General features: G+C 44.3%; 23 protein-coding genes. 19 read left to right on the top strand and 4 right to left on the bottom strand.

Annotation, left to right across the window (positions count from 1 at the left end; genetic code table 11):
• Positions 1–2 precede the first annotated feature (2 nt).
• Entirely contained in the window at positions 3–329 is a 327-nt protein-coding gene (locus CW370_RS21315) for a DUF5412 family protein (protein WP_175405008.1), read from the bottom strand.
• A gap of 200 nt (positions 330–529) precedes the next feature.
• On the opposite strand from CW370_RS21315, the gene CW370_RS21310 reads away from it, so the two are divergent.
• Positions 530–652, top strand: a complete 123-nt coding sequence (locus tag CW370_RS21310; RefSeq protein WP_003229707.1) for a hypothetical protein — start codon at positions 530–532, stop codon at positions 650–652.
• A gap of 45 nt (positions 653–697) precedes the next feature.
• Here CW370_RS21310 and CW370_RS14225 read toward each other — a convergent pair whose 3' ends face one another.
• Positions 698–1345, bottom strand: coding sequence for a phosphotransferase (locus CW370_RS14225; protein ID WP_024572252.1), 648 nt, complete (start codon positions 1343–1345; stop codon positions 698–700).
• A gap of 237 nt (positions 1346–1582) precedes the next feature.
• Here CW370_RS14225 and iolG point away from each other — a divergent pair, with 237 nt between their 5' ends.
• The 9 genes from iolG (at position 1583) to yajC (ending at position 9032) form a co-directional block, all read left to right on the top strand.
• On the top strand, positions 1583–2608 hold the full coding sequence (gene iolG, locus CW370_RS14220; protein WP_024572251.1) for an inositol 2-dehydrogenase: 1026 nt from the start codon (positions 1583–1585) through the stop codon (positions 2606–2608).
• Between the two features lie 70 nt (positions 2609–2678).
• Positions 2679–3986 (top strand): MFS transporter, encoded by a 1308-nt coding sequence (locus tag CW370_RS14215; protein ID WP_003246197.1) that lies wholly within the window; start codon positions 2679–2681, stop codon positions 3984–3986.
• A 47-nt stretch (positions 3987–4033) separates the two neighbouring features.
• Positions 4034–4546, top strand: coding sequence for a sporulation cell-cell signaling protein BofC (gene bofC / locus CW370_RS14210; protein WP_003229715.1), 513 nt, complete (start codon positions 4034–4036; stop codon positions 4544–4546).
• Positions 4547–4684: 138 nt separating this feature from the next.
• Positions 4685–5290 (top strand): Holliday junction branch migration protein RuvA, encoded by a 606-nt coding sequence (gene ruvA, locus CW370_RS14205; RefSeq protein WP_014477531.1) that lies wholly within the window; start codon positions 4685–4687, stop codon positions 5288–5290.
• 10 nt (positions 5291–5300) lie between these two features.
• Complete coding sequence (gene ruvB, locus CW370_RS14200; RefSeq protein WP_003229718.1) at positions 5301–6305, top strand: Holliday junction branch migration DNA helicase RuvB; 1005 nt, start codon at positions 5301–5303, stop codon at positions 6303–6305.
• Positions 6298–6498, top strand: coding sequence for a DUF2905 domain-containing protein (locus CW370_RS14195; protein ID WP_003222669.1), 201 nt, complete (start codon positions 6298–6300; stop codon positions 6496–6498). The genes ruvB and CW370_RS14195 overlap by 8 nt, the downstream gene beginning before the upstream one ends.
• A 29-nt stretch (positions 6499–6527) precedes the next feature.
• A complete protein-coding gene (queA, locus tag CW370_RS14190) occupies positions 6528–7556 on the top strand; it encodes a tRNA preQ1(34) S-adenosylmethionine ribosyltransferase-isomerase QueA (protein ID WP_003229723.1) in 1029 nt (342 codons plus the stop codon).
• Positions 7557–7582: 26 nt separating this feature from the next.
• Entirely contained in the window at positions 7583–8728 is a 1146-nt protein-coding gene (gene tgt, locus CW370_RS14185) for a tRNA guanosine(34) transglycosylase Tgt (RefSeq protein ID WP_024573542.1), read from the top strand.
• Positions 8729–8765: 37 nt separating this feature from the next.
• On the top strand, positions 8766–9032 hold the full coding sequence (gene yajC, locus CW370_RS14180) for a preprotein translocase subunit YajC (protein ID WP_004398708.1): 267 nt from the start codon (positions 8766–8768) through the stop codon (positions 9030–9032).
• A gap of 215 nt (positions 9033–9247) precedes the next feature.
• Here the strand turns inward: yajC and CW370_RS14170 are convergent, their stop codons facing one another.
• Positions 9248–9637 carry a TIGR04086 family membrane protein gene (locus tag CW370_RS14170; protein WP_031315243.1) on the bottom strand — a complete coding sequence of 130 codons (390 nt, stop codon included), beginning with the start codon at positions 9635–9637 and terminating at the stop codon, positions 9248–9250.
• Between the two features lie 197 nt (positions 9638–9834).
• Between CW370_RS14170 and CW370_RS14165 the strand changes: the two genes are divergently transcribed.
• Entirely contained in the window at positions 9835–10491 is a 657-nt protein-coding gene (locus CW370_RS14165; RefSeq protein WP_024573583.1) for a DUF421 domain-containing protein, read from the top strand.
• Positions 10492–10494: 3 nt separating this feature from the next.
• On the opposite strand, the gene spoVB is transcribed toward CW370_RS14165, so the two are convergent.
• A complete protein-coding gene (gene spoVB, locus CW370_RS14160) occupies positions 10495–12051 on the bottom strand; it encodes a stage V sporulation protein B (protein WP_029946160.1) in 1557 nt (518 codons plus the stop codon).
• A 115-nt stretch (positions 12052–12166) separates the two neighbouring features.
• On the opposite strand from spoVB, the gene comN reads away from it, so the two are divergent.
• From comN to dtd, 8 genes are all read left to right on the top strand, one after another.
• Positions 12167–12463, top strand: a complete 297-nt coding sequence (gene comN / locus CW370_RS14155; protein ID WP_003229735.1) for a post-transcriptional regulator ComN — start codon at positions 12167–12169, stop codon at positions 12461–12463.
• 38 nt (positions 12464–12501) lie between these two features.
• Complete coding sequence (secDF, locus tag CW370_RS14150; RefSeq protein ID WP_015714442.1) at positions 12502–14715, top strand: protein translocase subunit SecDF; 2214 nt, start codon at positions 12502–12504, stop codon at positions 14713–14715.
• 157 nt (positions 14716–14872) lie between these two features.
• Positions 14873–15370, top strand: coding sequence for a cation:proton antiporter regulatory subunit (locus CW370_RS14145; protein ID WP_024572662.1), 498 nt, complete (start codon positions 14873–14875; stop codon positions 15368–15370).
• A 75-nt stretch (positions 15371–15445) separates the two neighbouring features.
• Positions 15446–15769, top strand: a complete 324-nt coding sequence (locus CW370_RS14140; RefSeq protein ID WP_003229740.1) for a LapA family protein — start codon at positions 15446–15448, stop codon at positions 15767–15769.
• 66 nt (positions 15770–15835) lie between these two features.
• Entirely contained in the window at positions 15836–18196 is a 2361-nt protein-coding gene (gene recJ / locus CW370_RS14135; RefSeq protein ID WP_024572661.1) for a single-stranded-DNA-specific exonuclease RecJ, read from the top strand.
• 5 nt (positions 18197–18201) lie between these two features.
• Complete coding sequence (locus tag CW370_RS14130) at positions 18202–18714, top strand: adenine phosphoribosyltransferase (protein WP_029727134.1); 513 nt, start codon at positions 18202–18204, stop codon at positions 18712–18714.
• A 167-nt stretch (positions 18715–18881) separates the two neighbouring features.
• A complete protein-coding gene (gene relA, locus CW370_RS14125; protein ID WP_003229747.1) occupies positions 18882–21086 on the top strand; it encodes a GTP diphosphokinase in 2205 nt (734 codons plus the stop codon).
• A gap of 12 nt (positions 21087–21098) precedes the next feature.
• Entirely contained in the window at positions 21099–21539 is a 441-nt protein-coding gene (gene dtd, locus CW370_RS14120; RefSeq protein WP_004398689.1) for a D-aminoacyl-tRNA deacylase, read from the top strand.
• Positions 21540–21556 lie beyond the last annotated feature (17 nt).

The following is a 21556-nucleotide window of genomic DNA, read 5'->3' as shown; positions in this document are numbered from 1 at the left end:
CATCACCTCGCTGACGCCTGCGGCGGTTCTTCACGGATCCAATGATCATCTTTTCGCCAATCATATGTTTCATCAGTATCAAGATGTAAAGTCTGATTGCCGATTTTCACTGTATTGTGATTGACCCACGTCACTGCTGGGCGGCTGTCTGGGTAATTCCAGTAGATTGTTCTCTTGACAAGTGTTTTTTCATTTGCAAGTTCACCTCTGGCTGCATCTAAGCTCAAGGTGTTTTCGGATACATAAGTGTTTAACGTATAGCTGCCGTCCGGCGATTCAACCGATTGGACGAGATTTCCTTTCGGAACGTTTTTTAGTGAAAATAACATCCAATAGATGGCGCCGCCGAAGAAGACCAGCAGGGCAAACATAATAAGCGGGATGTTGCTGCGTGTCTTAATGTCTCTCCCTTTTTTTCTCTCATTTTACTATATATCGGATTCATATGATCTTTACATTTCTTTAAAATTACCTTAATAAAGCAATGATAAGATGAAATAAAGCCAATAAAGGGTGAGGGGAGACAGAAATGGAGAAAACGTATTGTCATTCCGGCGAGAAGGACCCAGAAGCGGTCTACTTAACTGTGAGAGGCTATCGAATTAAGCTGTCGCCTGAACAAATGAAACTGATTTCTGCCGTCAGAAAGTAAAAAATACATGATAAAGGCAGCCGCTTGTGCGGCTGCCTTTTTGATTTAAGAATATTTTCTTTTCCGCTGTGCGAAATGCTTTTGAAACCAATCTTTCTTATATAAAAATGCGATGATCTCCAGCCAAAAACCCGGAATCTTTTTGGGGAATATCGGTTTTTTGTAGAGTGCATGATATGCGGATTTTAAGTCGTCCCACTGCGTGCATGTTTTTGTCTGCTCAAATCTCGCAACATCAATCACCCGCACCGCCCCGGTTTCTGTCAATATCAGATTCCGCAAATGGATATCTGACGGGTTCAGGCCGGCAGCCCGGGCGTCAGAAAGCGCTTCTTCAACCTGCTGAATCATGTCATCACTGATCGCAATGCCTTTCTTCAGACAGTTATAAAATGTTTCACCTTTAATATATTCCATGAGAATAAATGAATCGCCAGTTTCGTAAATGTCAGGATAGAATGCGGACCCGGCTAATTTTTCATAGATCGCTGCTTCTTTGACTGCTGTCGCTTGATATTCCGGAAAAAATACTTTCAGCGCCATTTTTCGACCGCCTTCTGTTAAGGCAAACACATAGGCGCTTCTTCCCTTGCCGATTAGTGTTAATTCCTCGGATTTCTCTTTGACTTTATCAAATCTGCTGTTCTTGCGGTATATGACGGAATGGGCCAGTGCCTCTGCTTTTGTCAGCATTTCATTCACCTTCTTTGCTCTATTTTATGCAGCTGTTTATAGGAAAATCATAAACTGTTCAGGAAAAAGAGCCTAATTCTAGTGTATCTGGTCTTGAAGAAGAAGGCTACTTATAAGCATGAATTGTGATAAAAGAGACATAGAAGGTTTAATTTCCATTCTTGAAAAGCGCTTACAAATGGGATAGTATTAATTTTAAATAAAGCGCTTTCGTGAATGATCAAGGGGGAAGAAGCCATGACAAAACAGATTGTGACAGGGATTATCGGTGCAGGCCGCATCGGCAAACTTCATGTTCAAAATATAAGCCGGATTCCTCACATGAAAATAAAAGCAGTCTCTGACATTCAGGCAAGCCGTATAAAAAGCTGGGCCGACAGTCATCAGATTGAATACATAACCTCTGATTATCGTGATTTATTACATGATCCTGATATTGATGCTATTTTTATTTGCTCTCCTACAGCCGTACATGCACAGATGATCAAAGAAGCAGCCGAGGCGAAAAAGCATATATTTTGTGAGAAGCCCGTTAGTTTCTCTCTGGACGAAACGAGTGAAGCGCTTGCGGCTGTCCGGAAAAACGGGGTAACACTTCAAGTCGGATTTAACCGCCGCTTTGATCCTCATTTTAAGAAAATCAAAACGATTGTTGAAAATGGTGAAATTGGTACGCCTCATTTATTAAAAATCACTTCTCGGGATCCAGAACCCCCGAATATAGATTATGTCCGTACGTCAGGCGGGTTGTTTATGGATATGTCGATCCATGATTTTGATATGGCCAGATATATTTTGGGGAGCGAAGTGACGGAAGTGTATGCCAAAGGGGCGGCTTTGGTGAATCCTTCTTTTGCGGAACTGGGTGATATTGATACAGCTGTTATTACACTGACTTTTGAAAACGGTGCCATGGCTGTGATTGATAACAGCCGCCAAGCTGTGTACGGATATGACCAGCGGGTTGAGGTTTTCGGGACGAAAGGCTCTGCAGCGGCTGACAATAGCAGGCCGACAACGGTTGAGGTGTCAACAGCTGATTTTGTGATGAAGGATAAACCGCATTTCTTTTTCCTTGAACGCTATAAGGATTCATATGAGGAGGAGATTCTCCGTTTTGCAGAAGCGATCGGCACAAACCAGGAGATTCCCTGCACCGGTAATGACGGTTTACAGGCCGGAAGGATCGCCAGAGCAGCACAGCAATCGCTTGCTTTTGGCATGCCTGTCAGCATTGAGCACACTGAAAAAATCGCTTTTTAATCTAACAGGATTACAATTCAGCAAGCTTGGGTATATACTCCATTGATACTTTAAGTAGGCGGTGGAGAAAATGAATACAGTACATGCTAAAGGAAATGTTTTGAACAAAATCGGAATTCCTTCTCACATGGTTTGGGGTTATATTGGCGTTGTCATCTTTATGGTTGGAGACGGCCTCGAACAAGGCTGGCTGTCTCCTTTTCTCGTTGATCATGGTCTCAGTATGCAGCAATCCGCATCGTTATTTACCATGTACGGCATTGCTGTCACCATCTCAGCTTGGCTTTCAGGAACGTTTGTCCAAACTTGGGGGCCGAGAAAAACGATGACTGTCGGATTGCTTGCATTTATCCTCGGTTCGGCCGCTTTTATCGGCTGGGCGATTCCTCATATGTATTATCCGGCTCTCTTGGGCAGCTATGCTCTTAGAGGCTTGGGATATCCGCTGTTTGCATACTCTTTTCTCGTATGGGTGTCATACAGCACCTCTCAAAATATTCTCGGAAAAGCCGTCGGATGGTTTTGGTTTATGTTTACGTGCGGCCTTAACGTGCTCGGCCCGTTCTATTCCAGCTATGCGGTTCCGGCCTTTGGAGAAATCAATACGCTTTGGAGCGCTTTACTGTTTGTGGCGGCAGGCGGAATTCTTGCCTTATTTTTTAACAAAGATAAATTTACTCCGATACAAAAACAAGATCAGCCGAAATGGAAAGAATTGTCGAAGGCATTTACAATTATGTTTGAAAACCCTAAGGTAGGCATCGGCGGAGTGGTCAAGACGATTAATGCGATAGGACAATTTGGATTTGCCATCTTTCTTCCTACTTATTTAGCACGATACGGGTATTCGGTTTCGGAATGGCTGCAAATATGGGGGACGCTGTTTTTTGTGAATATTGTGTTTAATATCATTTTCGGTGCAGTCGGAGATAAACTTGGCTGGCGCAATACGGTCATGTGGTTTGGCGGTGTCGGATGCGGTATTTTTACGCTGGCGCTGTATTACACGCCTCAGCTGATCGGGCATCAGTATTGGGTGCTCATGATTATCGCCTGCTGCTACGGCGCGGCTTTAGCAGGGTACGTCCCATTAAGCGCGCTTTTGCCGACGCTTGCACCTGATAATAAAGGTGCTGCCATGTCAGTGTTGAATTTGGGATCTGGTTTATGTGCGTTTATCGCGCCGGGCATCGTGAGTCTTTTCATTGGGCCGCTCGGTGCAGGCGGCGTGATTTGGATCTTTGCGGCATTGTATTTTTTCAGTGCCTTTCTGACGCGATTCTTGACAATTTCTGAGCAAAGCACAGATGTGTATACGGAGGAACGGTTTGTCAGGGAAAATGTGCAGACAAATTTTGATAAAACGGTTAAGCAGTAGCCTCTTTGGTCAAACTAATCATAAACGTGTGCAAAGAGGTGTAGAGGGTGAAACGATTCAGCACGGCGTATCTTTTGCTGGGCATTCTTTGCTCAGCGGCAGTATTTTTAATAGGAGCTCCTTCCCGCGCACTTGGCGCGGAAGTGGAGCACTATGAGCCGCTGCAGGTGCATGTGCAGCTTGAAAAGGTGTATTTGGACGGCGATGTCAGCATTGAGCATAAGCATGAAAAAGTGTTTTCTATGGATGATTTTTGGGCAGCTTATGCCGGATGGACGCTTGTGGAACAAAAAAAGGGATATGTGCTCTTTCGGAAGCAAATGGACGATATTTCTCCGCTCAGCAAGGTCAACGGGTATATCGGTGTATCGGATAATGGAGTGATTTCCACTTTTCATGGGCGGCCTGAGCCAGCTTCCGAACCAATTCAGTCTTTTTTTCAAATTGATTTAGAAAGGCTGGAAAGCCATATGCAAAAAAATCTGCTGAAAGGCATTCCATTTCGGACAAAAGCGGAGTTTGAGGATGTCATCGAACATATGAAGACATACAGCGGGTAACGCCCGCTGATTGAAGACATGAATTCATGTCTTTTTTTTCGTGAAAGAATGAGAGAGAAGCGAACATATGTTAACTTTTCTATAAGACTTTGGCTGTTTTTATGGTACAATGAAGAACAGTCAAAGAGGTGAATTTGCGTGATTGAATTTGTTAAAGGGACGATTGATTATGTATCTCCCCAATATATTGTCATAGAGAACGGCGGCATCGGCTATCAGATTTTCACGCCGAATCCGTTTATATATAAGGAGAGAAGCCAAGAAACGATTTTTACATACCATCATATCAGAGAGGATGCTTTTTCGCTTTACGGTTTTTCAACAAGAGAGGAGAAGGCGCTCTTTACAAAGCTGTTAAACGTGACCGGAATTGGCCCGAAAGGAGCACTTGCCATCTTGGGCTCGGGTGATCCCGGAGCGGTCATCCAAGCAATTGAAGATGAGGATGAAGCTTTTTTGGTCAAGTTTCCTGGAGTAGGAAAGAAAACCGCACGCCAGATTATTCTAGATTTAAAAGGAAAGCTGGCAGATGTTGTGCCTGAAATGATTGAAAATCTGTTTAATCATGAAGAAAGGCTTGAAAAGCAAACAGCGGAAACGGCTCTTGAAGAAGCACTTGAAGCCCTCAGGGTTCTCGGATATGCTGAAAAAGAAATCAAAAAGGTGCTTCCTCACCTTAAAGAAGAAATTGGGCTGACAACAGACCAATATGTGAAAAAAGCATTACAAAAACTATTAAAGTAAGGTGATGTTCATGGATGAACGGCTCGTCTCAAGTGAAGCAGACAACCATGAATCAGTGATAGAGCAAAGCCTGAGGCCGCAAAATCTGGCACAGTATATCGGGCAGCATAAGGTAAAAGAAAATTTGCGCGTGTTTATAGATGCGGCGAAAATGAGACAGGAGACGCTGGATCATGTTCTTCTGTACGGGCCGCCCGGACTCGGAAAAACAACGCTTGCTTCGATTGTTGCTAATGAAATGGGAGTGGAATTGCGGACGACATCAGGGCCTGCGATTGAAAGGCCTGGTGATTTGGCTGCTATATTAACGGCGCTGGAACCGGGAGATGTATTATTTATTGATGAAATACATAGGCTGCACAGATCGATCGAAGAGGTGCTTTATCCTGCAATGGAAGACTTTTGCCTGGACATTGTGATTGGCAAAGGCCCATCTGCCCGTTCGGTTCGGCTCGACCTTCCGCCTTTTACGCTGGTGGGAGCCACGACGAGGGTGGGGCTTTTGACGGCTCCTTTAAGAGACAGATTCGGCGTCATGTCTCGCCTTGAGTACTATACACAAGAAGAACTGGCGGATATTGTCACAAGAACCGCTGATGTATTCGAGGTTGAGATTGATAAACCGTCGGCTCTTGAAATTGCAAGAAGATCGAGAGGGACGCCCCGCGTGGCGAACCGCCTGCTGAGAAGGGTGCGCGATTTCGCCCAAGTGCTGGGTGACAGCAGGATTACGGAAGACATTTCTCAGAATGCGCTGGAGCGGCTTCAGGTTGACCGCCTCGGTTTGGATCATATTGATCATAAGCTGCTGATGGGCATGATCGAAAAATTCAACGGCGGCCCAGTAGGCCTTGATACGATTTCAGCTACCATCGGCGAGGAATCGCATACGATTGAAGACGTATATGAACCATATCTGCTGCAAATTGGATTTATACAAAGAACGCCGCGTGGAAGGATCGTGACACCGGCCGTTTATCATCATTTCCAAATGGAGGCTCCCCGATATGACTGAATTTCCTAAGATCATTATGATTCTTGGTGCTGTTTTGCTTATTATCGGAGCAGTTTTGCATTTTGTCGGCAAGATGCCGGGAGATATTTTTGTGAAAAAAGGAAATGTCACGTTTTTCTTCCCGGTTGTCACTTGTATTATTATAAGTGTGGTATTATCAATTTTGCTCAATCTTTTTGGCAGAATGAAATAACAAAAGACTAGAATAAAGGTGAAATCATCATGAAAGTCGATTTATTTGATTTTGAACTACCAGAACGTTTAATTGCACAAGTACCGTTGGAGCAGCGTGATGCTTCAAGGCTGATGGTGCTCGATAAACATACAGGAGAGCTTACTGACAGCTCGTTTAAACACATTATCAGCTTCTTTAACGAAGGCGATTGTCTTGTCCTGAACAATACCCGGGTACTGCCTGCGCGGTTATTCGGCACAAAAGAGGATACCGGCGCGAAAGTGGAACTTCTTTTGCTGAAACAGGAAACCGGTGATAAATGGGAAACACTTGCCAAACCGGCGAAACGGGTAAAAAAAGGAACTGTTGTCACATTTGGAGACGGAAGATTGAAGGCAATCTGCACGGAAGAGCTTGAGCACGGCGGCAGAAAGATGGAATTTCAATATGACGGTATTTTCTACGAGGTGCTTGAATCCCTTGGAGAGATGCCGCTCCCTCCATATATCAAAGAACAGCTTGATGACAAAGAGCGCTACCAGACAGTGTATTCAAAAGAAATCGGCTCTGCTGCTGCGCCTACAGCTGGCCTTCACTTCACGGAAGAAATCTTACAGCAGCTGAAAGACAAAGGCGTGCAAATTGAGTTCATCACACTGCACGTAGGCCTTGGAACGTTTCGCCCTGTGAGTGCCGATGAAGTGGAAGAGCATAATATGCATGCAGAGTTTTATCAAATGTCAGAAGAAACGGCTGCAGCCTTAAACAAAGTAAGAGAAAATGGCGGCAGAATCATTTCTGTCGGCACAACCTCGACACGCACGCTTGAGACGATTGCCGGGGAACATGACGGGCAATTTAAAGCATCAAGCGGCTGGACATCTATTTTTATTTATCCGGGCTATGAATTTAAAGCCATTGACGGAATGATTACAAACTTCCATTTGCCGAAATCGTCATTGATTATGCTGGTCAGCGCGCTTGCTGGAAGAGAAAACATTCTGCGTGCCTATAACCATGCAGTGGAAGAGGAATACCGTTTTTTCAGCTTCGGAGACGCGATGCTGATTATATAATTTGAGAACAGGAGGCCTCATCAAAAGTGGCTGAACAACCAATACGCTATGAATTTATAAAAGAATGCAAACAAACAGGAGCGCGGCTGGGCAAAGTGCATACGCCTCACGGCTCCTTTGAAACGCCGGTTTTTATGCCGGTCGGCACACTGGCGACAGTCAAAACAATGTCGCCTGAAGAGCTGAAAGCAATGGATGCAGGCATCATTTTGAGCAACACTTATCATCTATGGCTTCGTCCGGGCCAAGACATTGTCAAAGAAGCGGGCGGGCTCCATAAATTTATGAACTGGGACCGCGCAATTTTAACAGATTCAGGCGGTTTTCAGGTCTTTTCTTTAAGCAAGTTTCGTAATATAGAGGAAGAGGGTGTCCATTTCCGCAATCATCTCAATGGAGACAAGCTGTTTTTATCTCCAGAAAAAGCGATGGAGATCCAAAACGCACTCGGCTCTGATATTATGATGGCGTTTGATGAATGCCCGCCATACCCGGCGGAGTACGACTACATGAAGAGGTCAGTTGAACGGACAAGCCGTTGGGCGGAACGTTGCCTGAATGCCCACAATCGTCAGGATGAACAAGGGCTGTTTGGTATTGTACAAGGCGGAGAATATGAAGATCTGCGGACACAAAGTGCGAAGGACTTGATTTCCCTTGATTTTCCGGGATATGCTATAGGCGGATTGTCTGTAGGTGAACCGAAGGATGTCATGAACCGTGTACTCGAATTTACAACACCGCTCTTGCCGAAGGATAAACCGAGATATCTGATGGGAGTAGGTTCTCCGGACGCACTGATCGACGGAGCGATCCGCGGGGTCGATATGTTTGACTGTGTGCTGCCTACACGGATTGCAAGAAACGGCACAGTGTTTACTGCTGAAGGACGACTCAATATGAAAAATGCGAAATTTGAAAGAGACTTCCGTCCGATTGATGAAGAGTGTGATTGCTATACATGTAAAAACTACACTCGCGCGTACATTAGGCACTTGATTCGCTGCAATGAAACATTCGGCCTTCGATTAACAACTTACCATAACCTTCATTTTCTGTTACACTTAATGGAGCAGGTAAGACAGGCTATTCGCCAGGATCGTCTGGGTGATTTCAGAGAAGAGTTCTTTGAGCGTTACGGCTATAACAAGCCAAATGCGAAAAGCTTCTAAATAAAACATAACAGGCTTACAGAAAGGGGTGAAAATGATGACTGGCACTTTAGGTACATTGGTTCCTATTATTTTAATGTTTGCGGTCCTTTACTTCTTGCTGATTCGTCCTCAGCAAAAGCAGCAAAAGGCTGTACGCCAAATGCAAGAGGAACTGAAAAAAGGCGATTCAGTAGTGACAATCGGGGGATTGCACGGTACTGTTGACTCTATCGACGAAAGCAAAGTCGTAATTAAGACTGGTGATAACACACGTCTTACGTTCGACCGCCGCGCGATCAGAGAAGTTTCTGCTGCTGAATAACAGCAGGAGCTATACATAGCAAACAAAAAAGAGCGGGCGAGTGAGCCCGCTCTTTTTTTGTCATCTTTTCAGCAAGATTGAAAACCCTTGAAGTCTAGGAAGGCCGAGTACCGGAGCGCAGCGAATGTATAAATTCGTGAGTACCGGAACGTAGGCCTGACAACGAATGCGAGGGTTTGTCGACATGCTGAAAGAGCGGGTGAGCCCGCTCTTTTTTATGTGGAAGACCTGTTTCCCCTCATGTTCACGCCGAAAATCCCGCCCAGCATGCACACCCCTAAAAATCCCAGATGGAAGATCAGCTGTTCTGCTGTAAATGTCTTTCCGAATCCTAAATACTGAAACAATAAGATAATCAGAGAAAAACTTAAGGCAGTCAATGCTCCAATCATCCAGCCTCTTTCCTTGCCTTTCCCGCCTGAAATGAATCCGCCGATAAATAAAGAGAGAAATGAGATAGCTGTGATCAGCCAGTTAAATGATGATTCTTCCAGCGAGGTTGCGGTCAATAAAAGTGAAACCGCCAAACTTGTCAGGAGCATGGCTGCAAATATGGCGATTAAGCCGTAAAGAATGCCTTTTCCAACTTGTTTCGTTTCCTCCATAATTGTCTCCTCTCTGCCTGTATTAAAAGGCTTCTGTTCTTTTTGTTCAAAACCGTCAGACATGCTGATGGCTCGTCTTTGTAAAAATGTATTCCCTTATCCCATGAATTAGACGTAAAAGCTTTGTGAAATGCAATCGGTTTTTCTTACATAAATTGATCATTTTGTTGCAACCTATAATGAGTTGGAGGTGCATAATGGAAGAGCTTCTCACTATTGCGTTTCGCACAGTCGTATTGTATTTTGTGATATTGGTCATTTTTCGTTTCATGGGCAAACGGGAGATCGGAGAGCTTAGTATTTTAGATCTCGTTGTCTTTATCATGATGGCTGAAATTGCCGTTTTAGCCATAGAAAACGTAGACGATCATCTATTTCATACCATTTTGCCAATGCTTGTATTAATGATCATTCAAGTGACTTTGGCATACTTTTCTTTAAAAAACCGAAAAGTCCGCCAGCTTCTTGACGGTAAGCCGACCATAATTATCAAATATGGAAAAATTGACGAAGAAGCCATGAAATCACAGCGTTATAATTTTGATGATTTAATGGTTCAGCTCAGAGAAAATAGCGTCGACAGAGTAGCTGACGTATCATTTGCCATTTTAGAGCCGTCGGGCAAACTGACTATTGTAAAGAAAGAAAATAGCGGAGAGCATCGGCAGCTCGAAATGCCGCTCATTATAGACGGCTTCATTCAAACAGAAAACCTGTCCAGAATCAGTAAAGATAGAAAATGGCTGCTTGAAAGTTTGCAAAAACACGGATACACAAACCCTTCAGATATTTCATTTTGCTCGTTTACAGACGGAGAATTATTTATTGACGAAAAAGATGGGCACCGCACGTGACCATTATCGGATGATCAACCGTCCGATAATGGGAATGCGGCGAAGCTCATCTTTTTTAATTAAACGGAAAACGAGCAGGAGGATCATATAAATGGCGGCGCTCGCCGCAATCCATCCGGCTAGATTGACAGCCTCAGATGCTCCAAAGTTTATATATTGTTTGATGGCGGAGCTGATGAATCCGCAAATTACAATAACAGCGAAGCTGAGCGCGTACTCCTTGATTTTGATGCTGATCGGCAGCACTTTGCTTACGGTTGCTGCGTGCAATAGCGTGACGAGCACCATGCCTGTCACAATGGCTAATGCCGCGCCCATAATGCCAAGAGAAGGCCTTGTGGCAAGGACAAAAATAAGGCCTGTTTTGACTAGCGCTCCGATTAAGCTGTTCATCATCGCAGCTCCTGCCAAATTAAGCGCCTGCAGAACAGCTTGAAGCGGGCCTTGGAAATAATAAAGCAGAAAAAACGGGGCCATCACTTTTATAAATACAGCTGCGCCTGAGGAACCGTACATCACTCTCATCAGCTCATCCGCAAATACAAATAAAATAACAACTGAAATGCCTCCGCTGAGCAGACAGAGACGCATCGCCTGTTCCAAACGGTATTCCACCACCTGCAATTTTTTCTGCTCCATTCCTTCACTGATCGCAGGAACAAGCGCGGTCGACAAAGAATATGTAATAAAGCTGGGCAGAGTCAGCAGCGTCATGGCAAAGCCGGTCAGTTCCCCGTATTGCTTTGTTGCGGCAACTGTTGCCACACCGGCGATGGCAAGGCTTTGAGCGACGACGATTGGCTCGAAAAACCAAGAGAGGTTTCCGATAAAGCGGCTCCCGGTTGTTGGAAGGGACACGCTCATTAATTGGGTAAAGGTTTGTTTTCCGTTTTTAATTGACTGGAAAAAATGCTTTCTGATTTTAATTGTCTTTTTATACTTAAAGCAAACGAATAAATAAAGAAGTGATGCCAGCTCCCCTGCCACTGAGGATAGCATTGCCCCCGCTGCAGCATATTCAATTCCGTAAGGGAGAAAAATCGTTGTGCAGACAGCCACGAGTGAAATGCGGACGACCTGTTCAAGGACTTGTGACATAGCAAGCGGGTTCATATTCTGTTTTCCTTGAAAGTATCCCCTCAGCACACTCGATATAGCAATAATCGGCACAACCGGCGTAATGGCCAAGAGCGGATACAGTGTTCGCTTATCTGTCAGCATCGTTTCAGCCATAACCGGGGCGAAAAACAGAAACAGCGGTGTAAAGATGAGGCTGAGCACTCCCGTGATGGTCAGAGACATGACTAAAATATTTTTCGTTTTTTGATGATCTCCGCGCGCACTGGCTTCAGCGACTAGCTTGCTGATCGCGACCGGCAGACCGAATTGAGTTAATGTAGTGGCCAAGAAGAAGGTAGGCGCCGCCATCATGTAAAGCCCGACTCCTTCTTCACCGATAAAACGGGCGATAACCACCCGGTTGACAAACCCGAGCATTCTTGTAACCATTCCTGCTGCGATAAGGATAAGAGTGCCCTTTAAAAACGTCTGTTTCGCCATTTTTACCCCCTGCCTTCTCAAACTACCTGGAATCATATACAATAAAGATATGCGTATATATCGTCCAAGCATGACAAGTCTTCTTGAAAAACAATAAAAAAGGAGCGTGGAATTCGTGGAGAAGCATCCAGCCGATCTATATAAAGACCACGTCAGGCCGTTTCTTTACAGCAAACTGGAAGAGTTTAAGATTCTCGGGTATGATGATGTTGAACTCGAAAGTTTGTGGTCATACTTAACAGATAAGAAGTGGAAAAAGAAAACGGAACTGAACATTTATGAACTGGCGAGTGATATTTTATCAGTGAAAATTGGCGAATTTATGAACTATGCAACCGTTGAGTCATTTAAAACGTCTAATTGGCTGGGCAGTGAAGAGGGCCAGGAAGCATTGGAAGAACTGCTGAGATAGCAGGTTGATTCGCACAGGTTTAAGGGAGGATATACATAATGAAAAAAGGACGCTTGATTGCGTTTTTCCTTTTCGTTCTATTGATCGGCACGGGCTTGGGCTACTTTACGAAGCCTGCCGCTAACAATATTACGTTAGGATTGGATTTGCAAGGCGGATTTGAGGTGCTGTATGATGTACAGCCTGTAAAAAAAGGTGACAAAATCACAAAAGACGTTCTGGTCAGCACAGTAGAGGCATTGAACCGCCGGGCCAATGTTCTCGGTGTCAGCGAACCGAACATCCAAATTGAAGGGAATAACCGGATTCGCGTTCAGCTCGCTGGTGTGACAAACCAAAACAGAGCGCGTGAAATTCTGGCGACTGAAGCGCAGCTTTCTTTCAGAGATACGAATGACAAAGAATTGCTGAATGGCTCTGACCTCGTCGAAAACGGAGCTAAACAAACGTATGACGCCAAAACAAATGAACCGATTGTCAGCATTAAACTGAAAGATGCTGATAAATTCGGCGAAGTGACCAAAAAGGTCATGAAAATGGCGCCAAACAACCAGCTTGTTATTTGGATGGATTATGAAAAAGGGGACTCCTTTAAAAAAGAGGTTCAAAAAGAGCACCCTAAATATGTATCCGCCCCAAATGTAAGTCAGGAATTAAACACAACTGACGTTACAATTGAAGGGCAATTTACGGTTCAAGAAGCAAAAGATTTAGCCAGCATTTTAAACGCAGGCGCACTTCCTGTGAAACTGACTGAAAAATATTCAACATCAGTAGGCGCACAATTCGGCCAGCAGGCTCTCCATGATACGGTGTTTGCCGGTATTGTCGGTATCGCAATTATTTTCTTATTTATGCTTTTCTATTACCGTCTGCCGGGGTTAATCGCGGTGATTACGCTATCTGTTTATATCTACATTACACTCCAGATCTTTGACTGGATGAATGCCGTACTCACGCTTCCGGGAATTGCCGCTCTCATTTTAGGTGTCGGGATGGCTGTTGACGCCAACATTATTACCTATGAGCGGATTAAAGAAGAGCTCAAGCTAGGAAAGTCAGTCCGCTCTGCCTTCCGTTCAGGAAACAGACGGTCATTTGCGACGATTTTTGATGCGAATATTACAACCATTATTGCAGCGGTTGTGCTCTTTATCTTTGGGACAAGCTCTGTTAAAGGGTTTGCGACAATGCTGATCCTATCGATTTTGACAAGCTTTATCACTGCCGTTTTCTTATCGAGATTTCTCCTCGCTCTCCTTGTGGAAAGCAGATGGCTTGATCGGAAAAAAGGCTGGTTTGGTGTCAATAAGAAACATATCATGGATATTCAGGATACGGATGAAAATACAGAGCCGCATACGCCATTCCAAAAATGGGATTTCACGAGCAAACGCAAATACTTCTTTATTTTCTCCAGTGCAGTCACGGTTGCCGGGATTATTATCCTGCTTGTGTTCAGGCTGAATCTTGGCATTGACTTTGCAAGCGGTGCACGGATTGAAGTACAAAGCGACCATAAGCTGACGACAGAGCAAGTTGAAAAGGACTTTGAATCTCTTGGTATGGACCCTGATACTGTCGTTCTGTCAGGCGAAAAGAGCAATATCGGTGTTGCCCGTTTTGTCGGGGTGCCAGATAAAGAAACCATAGCAAAAGTAAAAACGTATTTTAAAGACAAATACGGGTCTGAGCCAAATGTCAGCACAGTTTCACCGACAGTGGGTAAGGAGCTGGCAAGAAATGCGCTGTACGCAGTTGCTATAGCTTCTATTGGCATCATTATTTACGTTTCAATCCGATTCGAATACAAAATGGCGATTGCTGCCATCGCCTCATTGCTATATGACGCATTCTTTATCGTCACGTTCTTCAGTATTACAAGGCTTGAGGTAGATGTTACGTTCATCGCGGCCATCTTGACGATAATCGGGTATTCCATTAACGATACAATCGTTACATTTGACAGGGTCCGCGAGCATATGAAAAAGCGTAAGCCGAAAACATTTGCCGATCTGAACCATATTGTAAACCTGAGCCTGCAGCAAACCTTTACACGTTCAATTAACACTGTATTAACTGTTGTGATTGTTGTTGTGACATTGCTGATCTTTGGAGCATCTTCTATTACTAACTTCTCAATTGCTTTATTGGTCGGGCTGTTAACAGGCGTTTATTCTTCTCTATACATTGCCGCACAAATTTGGCTTGCATGGAAAGGAAGAGAACTGAAAAAAGATTCGGCGCAATAAAAAATATCAGGCTGTCCTCTGCAGGGCAGCCTGTTTTTTGAAGTTGCATTGAACTTAAAATAGACATTTGCTATAATGACATACGCTTACATTTAAACATATATATGGTGTTAAAAGTGTTTATGACTGGTTTTCAGATATGTAGGAGGGTTTATATATGAGGGTTCGCGAATCAGAGCTGCCGGGCATAGGACAAAAAGTTGAAATGATTACTAGAAACCGTGATAAAATTTCAATTATCATTCATCATGACGGACGGAGAGAGCTTTACTATTTTGACGAAAACGACCATGAGGAATGTGTTGCCTCCGTGCAGTTTGATGACGCTGAAGCAAGGCAAATGTCTGCAATTCTTGGCGGAATGGCCTATAAACCGAAAGCATTAGAACAGGTCGAGTCAGCCCTTGATGATTTGATTATAGAGTGGTGTAAAGCAGAGGCGGGAGCGCCTGCCATTCATCAGACGATTGGTGATTTGAATGTGGGTCAGGAATATCATGTGACGGTCATTGCAATTATTAAGAAGAATCAGGATAAACAACTGAATCCGAGCTCTGAAACAGTCATTGACGAAGGCGATACACTTGTGATTTCCGGTGAGGGAACCGGACTGAAGAGGCTGATCCGGGAAAAATTAACAGCGAATGGGGCTTAACCCAGTGTTAAGCCATGTTTAAAACCAGTCTTGATGGGGAAAGTTACCTCAATAAGAAGTTTGGGGGAAAAGAGAATGAATAAACAATGGACCATTATTTTCGCACTTATTTTCACCTTAATTGTCGCTATTTTCGCAGTCATTAATGTTCGATCCGTAGAAGTTGATTACCTGTTTGGAAGATCAGAATGGCCGCTCATTCTTGTTATTTTGGGCTCAGTTTTAATGGGAGCGCTGATCGTATTTTCTGTCGGCATTTTTCAGGTAATGAAATTGAAGCGGGAAATAAAAACCTTGCGGAAAGAAAATAGAACAGCAATACATAAACAAGAGGATACTCATCTTGCTGATCAGACTGACACACAGGATGCATCAGCCATGATTGAGAAAAAAGACTAGTTTTCGAATATTATTTGAAACCCCTCAGCCTGCTCTAGTATAATAGGGTGGTTGAGGGGTGAATTTATGTTAGCGTCAAAAATGCGATGGGAAATCCAGCGACCAGATCAGGATAAGGTCAAATCACTCACAGAACAATTGCATATAACACCTCTTGTTGCGTCCCTGCTTGTAAAAAGAGGCTTTGATACGGCAGAAAGCGCTAGGCTGTTTTTACATACAAAGGATGCCGATTTTTATGATCCTTTTGAAATGAAAGGCATGAAAGAAGCGGCAGATCGAATAAAACAGGCGATTTCACAACAAGAAAAGATTATGATATATGGCGATTATGACGCCGATGGGGTTACAAGTACGTCAGTGATGCTTCACACGCTGCAAAAACTGTCGGCTCAAGTTGATTTTTATATACCTGACCGTTTTAAAGAAGGATATGGACCTAATGAACAGGCGTTTCGTTCGATTAAAGAACGGGGCTTCTCTTTGATCATTACGGTTGATACAGGAATTGCCGCTGTGCATGAAGCGAAGGTGGCAAAGGAACTCGGACTGGATGTCATCATTACCGATCATCATGAACCGGGACCGGAGCTTCCGGATGTCCATGCGATCGTCCACCCGAAGCAGCCTGGCTGCACTTACCCGTTTAAGGAGCTTGCCGGGGTTGGAGTCGCGTTTAAGCTTGCCCACGCTTTATTGGGTGAACTTCCTGATGAACTGCTTGACCTGGCGGCTATCGGCACCATTGCCGATCTAGTCCCGCTGCATGACGAAAACAGATTAATTGCAACACTAGGACTTGAAAGGCTTCGACGGACAAATCGGCTCGGCTTAAAAGAGCTGATTAAGCTGTCAGGCGGAGACATCGGAGAAGCGAACGAAGAAACTATCGGATTTCAGCTCGCACCAAGGCTGAATGCCGTCGGAAGAATCGAACAGGCGGATCCCGCTGTTCATTTGCTTATGTCAGAGGATTCGTTTGAAGCGGAAGAGCTTGCCGCAGAAATTGACCAGCTGAACAAAGAGCGCCAAAAAATGGTCAGCAAAATGACGGATGAAGCGATTGAAATGGTTGAACAGCAAGGGCTCGATCAAACTGCAATTGTCGTGGCCAAAGCCGGATGGAACCCGGGAGTCGTCGGGATTGTGGCTTCAAAGCTTGTGGACCGTTTCTACCGACCGGCCATTGTTCTTGGCATTGATGAAGAAAAGGGAATCGCTAAAGGTTCGGCCCGAAGCATCAGAGGATTTAATTTATTTGAGAGCCTTTCTGAATGCAGAGATATTCTTCCTCATTTCGGCGGCCATCCAATGGCTGCGGGGATGACGCTGAAAGCCGAAGATGTGCCGGATTTGCGAAGCAGGCTGAATGAAATAGCGGACAATACGCTTACGGAAGAGGATTTTATTCCCGTACAGGAAGTCGACCTTGTCTGCGGCGTCGAAGACATTACAGTTGAAAGCATCGCAGAAATGAACATGCTGTCTCCTTTTGGCATGCTGAACCCGAAACCGCACGTTCTCGTAGAAAACGCAGTACTGGAAGATGTCCGCAAGATAGGGGCAAATAAGACTCATGTTAAAATGACGATCAGAAACGAGTCGTCCCTGCTTGATTGCGTCGGTTTTAATAAAGGCGAGCTTGAAGAAGGCATCGTACCGGGTTCAAGAATTTCCATTGTCGGTGAGATGTCAATCAACGAATGGAACAATCGAAAAAAGCCGCAGCTTATGATAAAGGATGCCGCTGTTTCTGAATGGCAGCTGTTTGATTTAAGGGGAAAACGGACGTGGGAAGACACAGTTTCCGCCCTTCCATCTGCTAAACGGGCCATTGTCTCTTTCAAAGAAGACTCAACAACATTACTTCAAACTGAAGACCTTCACCGAGAAGTGCACGTCATCAGCTCTGAGGATCAAGCAAAGGCGTTTGACCTCGATGGTGCATATATTGTATTACTGGATTCGCCGCCTTCGCTGGACATGCTCGCACGTTTGCTGGAAGGCAAGGCGCCTGAGCGGATATATTTTATTTTTCTCAATCATGAGGACCACTTTTTATCAACTTTTCCCGCAAGAGACCACTTTAAATGGTATTATGCGTTCTTGCTGAAAAGAGGCGCTTTTGACGTGGAAAAACACGGTTCAGAGCTTGCAAAACATAAAGGCTGGTCCGTTGAAACAATCAATTTCATGACAAAGGTGTTTTTTGATCTCGGTTTTGTTAAAATAGAGAATGGTGTGCTGTCTGTTGTGAGCGGAGCAAAGAAACGCGACTTAACAGACTCACAAACATATCAGGCGAAACAGCAGCTGATGGAACTGGATCAAAAGCTGAATTATTCTTCTGCTGAAGAGCTGAAGGAATGGCTGAATAAGCTGATGAAACAAGATTCAGAGGCTTATGAAAGTACGAGGAGGACATAAAACAGATGGATTTAAAACAATACGTAACAATTGTACCGGATTACCCGAAAGAGGGCGTGCAATTTAAAGATATTACGACACTGATGGATAAAGGCGATGTATACCGCTATGCCACAGATCAAATTGTTGAATATGCGAAAGAAAAGCAAATTGATTTGGTCGTTGGCCCTGAAGCGCGCGGCTTTATTATCGGCTGTCCCGTTGCTTACGCGCTTGGCGTAGGTTTTGCGCCGGTCCGCAAAGAAGGCAAGTTGCCTCGTGAAGTAATCAAAGTGGATTATGGCTTGGAATACGGAAAAGACGTATTAACGATCCACAAAGATGCGATTAAGCCTGGTCAGCGTGTGCTTATTACAGATGACCTGCTTGCGACAGGCGGCACAATTGAAGCGACAATCAAACTTGTTGAAGAACTTGGCGGCGTTGTTGCTGGTATCGCTTTCTTAATCGAGCTTTCTTACCTTGACGGCAGAGATAAGCTGGAAAATTACGACATCTTAACATTGATGAAATACTAAGGATAACCGCATAACGAAAAAGCACTCCATGTCAGGGTGCTTTTTTCCTATTGTTTTGCAATTATTTTATATAATATTTGGCTATTTGAACTTCTGCTCTTTACATCTTTCGTTTTTTTCTTGATAATAAACTACAATACAGTTTACATTTTAAAAAAGGTGATTCCATGGCGAACGAACAAGTATTGACTGCCGAGCAAGTTATAGATAAAGCGCGCAGCTATCTATCTGATGAGCATATCGCATTTGTCGAAAAAGCATATCTGTACGCTGAAGATGCTCATCGCGAGCAATACCGCAAATCGGGCGAGCCATATATTATTCATCCGATTCAGGTTGCGGGGATACTCGTTGATCTTGAAATGGACCCTTCCACAATCGCGGGCGGATTTTTGCACGATGTCGTGGAAGATACAGATGTGACGCTCGATGACCTGAAAGAAGCATTTTCCGAAGAAGTGGCAATGCTTGTAGACGGCGTAACGAAACTCGGCAAAATTAAATATAAATCTCAAGAGGAACAGCAGGCGGAAAATCATCGCAAAATGTTTGTCGCTATGGCTCAAGATATCAGGGTCATATTGATCAAGCTGGCGGATCGTCTTCACAATATGCGGACACTGAAACATCTGCCTCAGGAAAAACAGCGGAGAATCTCCAATGAAACGCTGGAAATTTTTGCTCCTTTGGCGCATCGTCTCGGGATTTCAAAAATTAAGTGGGAATTGGAAGATACGGCGCTCCGTTATTTGAACCCTCAGCAATATTACAGAATTGTCAACCTCATGAAGAAGAAACGTGCAGAACGTGAGCTTTATGTCGATGAGGTTGTCAATGAAGTGAAGAAACGTGTCGAAGAAGTAAATATCAAGGCTGACTTCTCGGGACGTCCGAAACATATTTACAGCATTTATCGAAAAATGGTGCTGCAAAACAAGCAATTCAATGAAATTTACGATTTGCTGGCTGTCCGTATTCTTGTGAATAGCATAAAGGACTGCTACGCGGTGCTTGGCATCATTCACACATGCTGGAAACCGATGCCCGGCAGATTCAAAGATTATATCGCAATGCCGAAGCCGAATATGTATCAATCGCTTCATACAACGGTTATTGGGCCTAAAGGCGATCCGCTTGAAGTGCAGATCCGCACCTTTGAAATGCATGAAATAGCGGAATACGGGGTTGCGGCTCACTGGGCTTATAAAGAAGGGAAAGCAGCCAATGAAGGTGCAACCTTTGAGAAAAAGCTTTCTTGGTTCCGTGAAATTTTAGAATTTCAAAATGAATCGACAGATGCAGAAGAATTTATGGAATCGCTCAAAATTGATTTGTTCTCTGATATGGTGTATGTCTTTACGCCAAAAGGAGATGTAATCGAGCTTCCGTCCGGTTCTGTTCCGATTGATTTTTCTTACCGGATTCACTCTGAAATCGGCAATAAAACAATCGGTGCCAAAGTAAACGGAAAAATGGTTACGCTTGACCATAAGCTTCGGACAGGTGATATCGTTGAAATTCTCACCTCTAAGCATTCCTACGGCCCGAGCCAGGATTGGGTGAAGCTTGCCCAAACATCCCAAGCGAAGCATAAAATCCGTCAATTCTTTAAGAAACAGCGGCGTGAAGAAAATGTCGAAAAAGGCCGTGAGCTGGTCGAAAAAGAAATTAAAAACCTGGATTTTGAATTGAAGGATGTTTTAACGCCGGAGAATATTCAAAAGGTTGCTGACAAATTTAATTTCTCAAATGAAGAGGATATGTACGCGGCGGTCGGTTACAACGGCATTACGGCTCTGCAGGTGGCGAACCGCCTAACAGAAAAAGAGAGAAAGCAGCGCGATCAGGAAGAACAGGAAAAGATCGTTCAGGAAGTCACTGGGGAACCTAAGCCATACCCGCAAGGAAGAAAACGGGAAGCTGGCGTTCGTGTCAAGGGCATCGACAACCTCCTTGTCCGTTTATCAAAATGCTGCAATCCTGTGCCAGGTGATGATATTGTCGGCTTTATCACAAAAGGCAGAGGGGTTTCGGTCCATCGCGAAGACTGTCCGAATGTCAAAACGAATGAAGCCCAAGAGCGGCTGATCCCGGTAGAGTGGGAGCATGAGTCACAGGTTCAAAAGCGCAAGGAATACAATGTTGAGATAGAGATTCTTGGGTATGATCGCCGCGGATTGCTGAACGAGGTACTCCAGGCAGTGAATGAAACGAAAACAAATATTTCATCTGTCTCTGGCAAATCGGATCGCAATAAAGTGGCAACCATTCATATGGCGATTTTTATCCAGAATATCAATCACTTGCACAAAGTCGTCGAGCGTATTAAACAGATTAGAGATATCTATTCTGTGCGCCGCGTCATGAACTAAAGGGGTTAGAAAATGAGATTAGTTGTTCAGCGAGTAACAGAAGCAAGCGTTACAGTGGACGAAGAGGTCGTCGGCCAAATTGGACAAGGCCTCATGGTGCTGGTCGGCATCACTCATGATGATACAGAAGATGATGCAGCTTATTTAGCCGATAAAGTTGTCAATCTCCGTATTTTCGATGACAGTGAAGGAAAAATGAATCTGTCTCTTGTAGATATAGGAGGAGAGATTTTATCCGTCTCACAGTTTACGCTTTATGGAGATACGAAAAAAGGGCGCCGGCCGAACTACATGAACGCGGCCAAACCCGATAAAGCTTTAGGTCTTTATGAAAAATGGAATGACCTGCTTCGTGAAAAGGGAATCAAAGTGGAGACCGGAACGTTTGGAGCAATGATGGATGTTCAGCTTACAAACTCCGGACCGGTCACGCTCATTATGGATTCAAAATAAAAAAAGCTGCCAAAAGG

The organism is Bacillus sp. SN32 (assembly GCF_002837495.1).
Classification (GTDB): Bacteria; Bacillota; Bacilli; order Bacillales; family Bacillaceae; genus Bacillus; species Bacillus subtilis.
The sequence above is the reverse complement of the archived record's forward strand: the minus strand, read 5'-3'. Positions and strand labels throughout refer to the sequence as shown.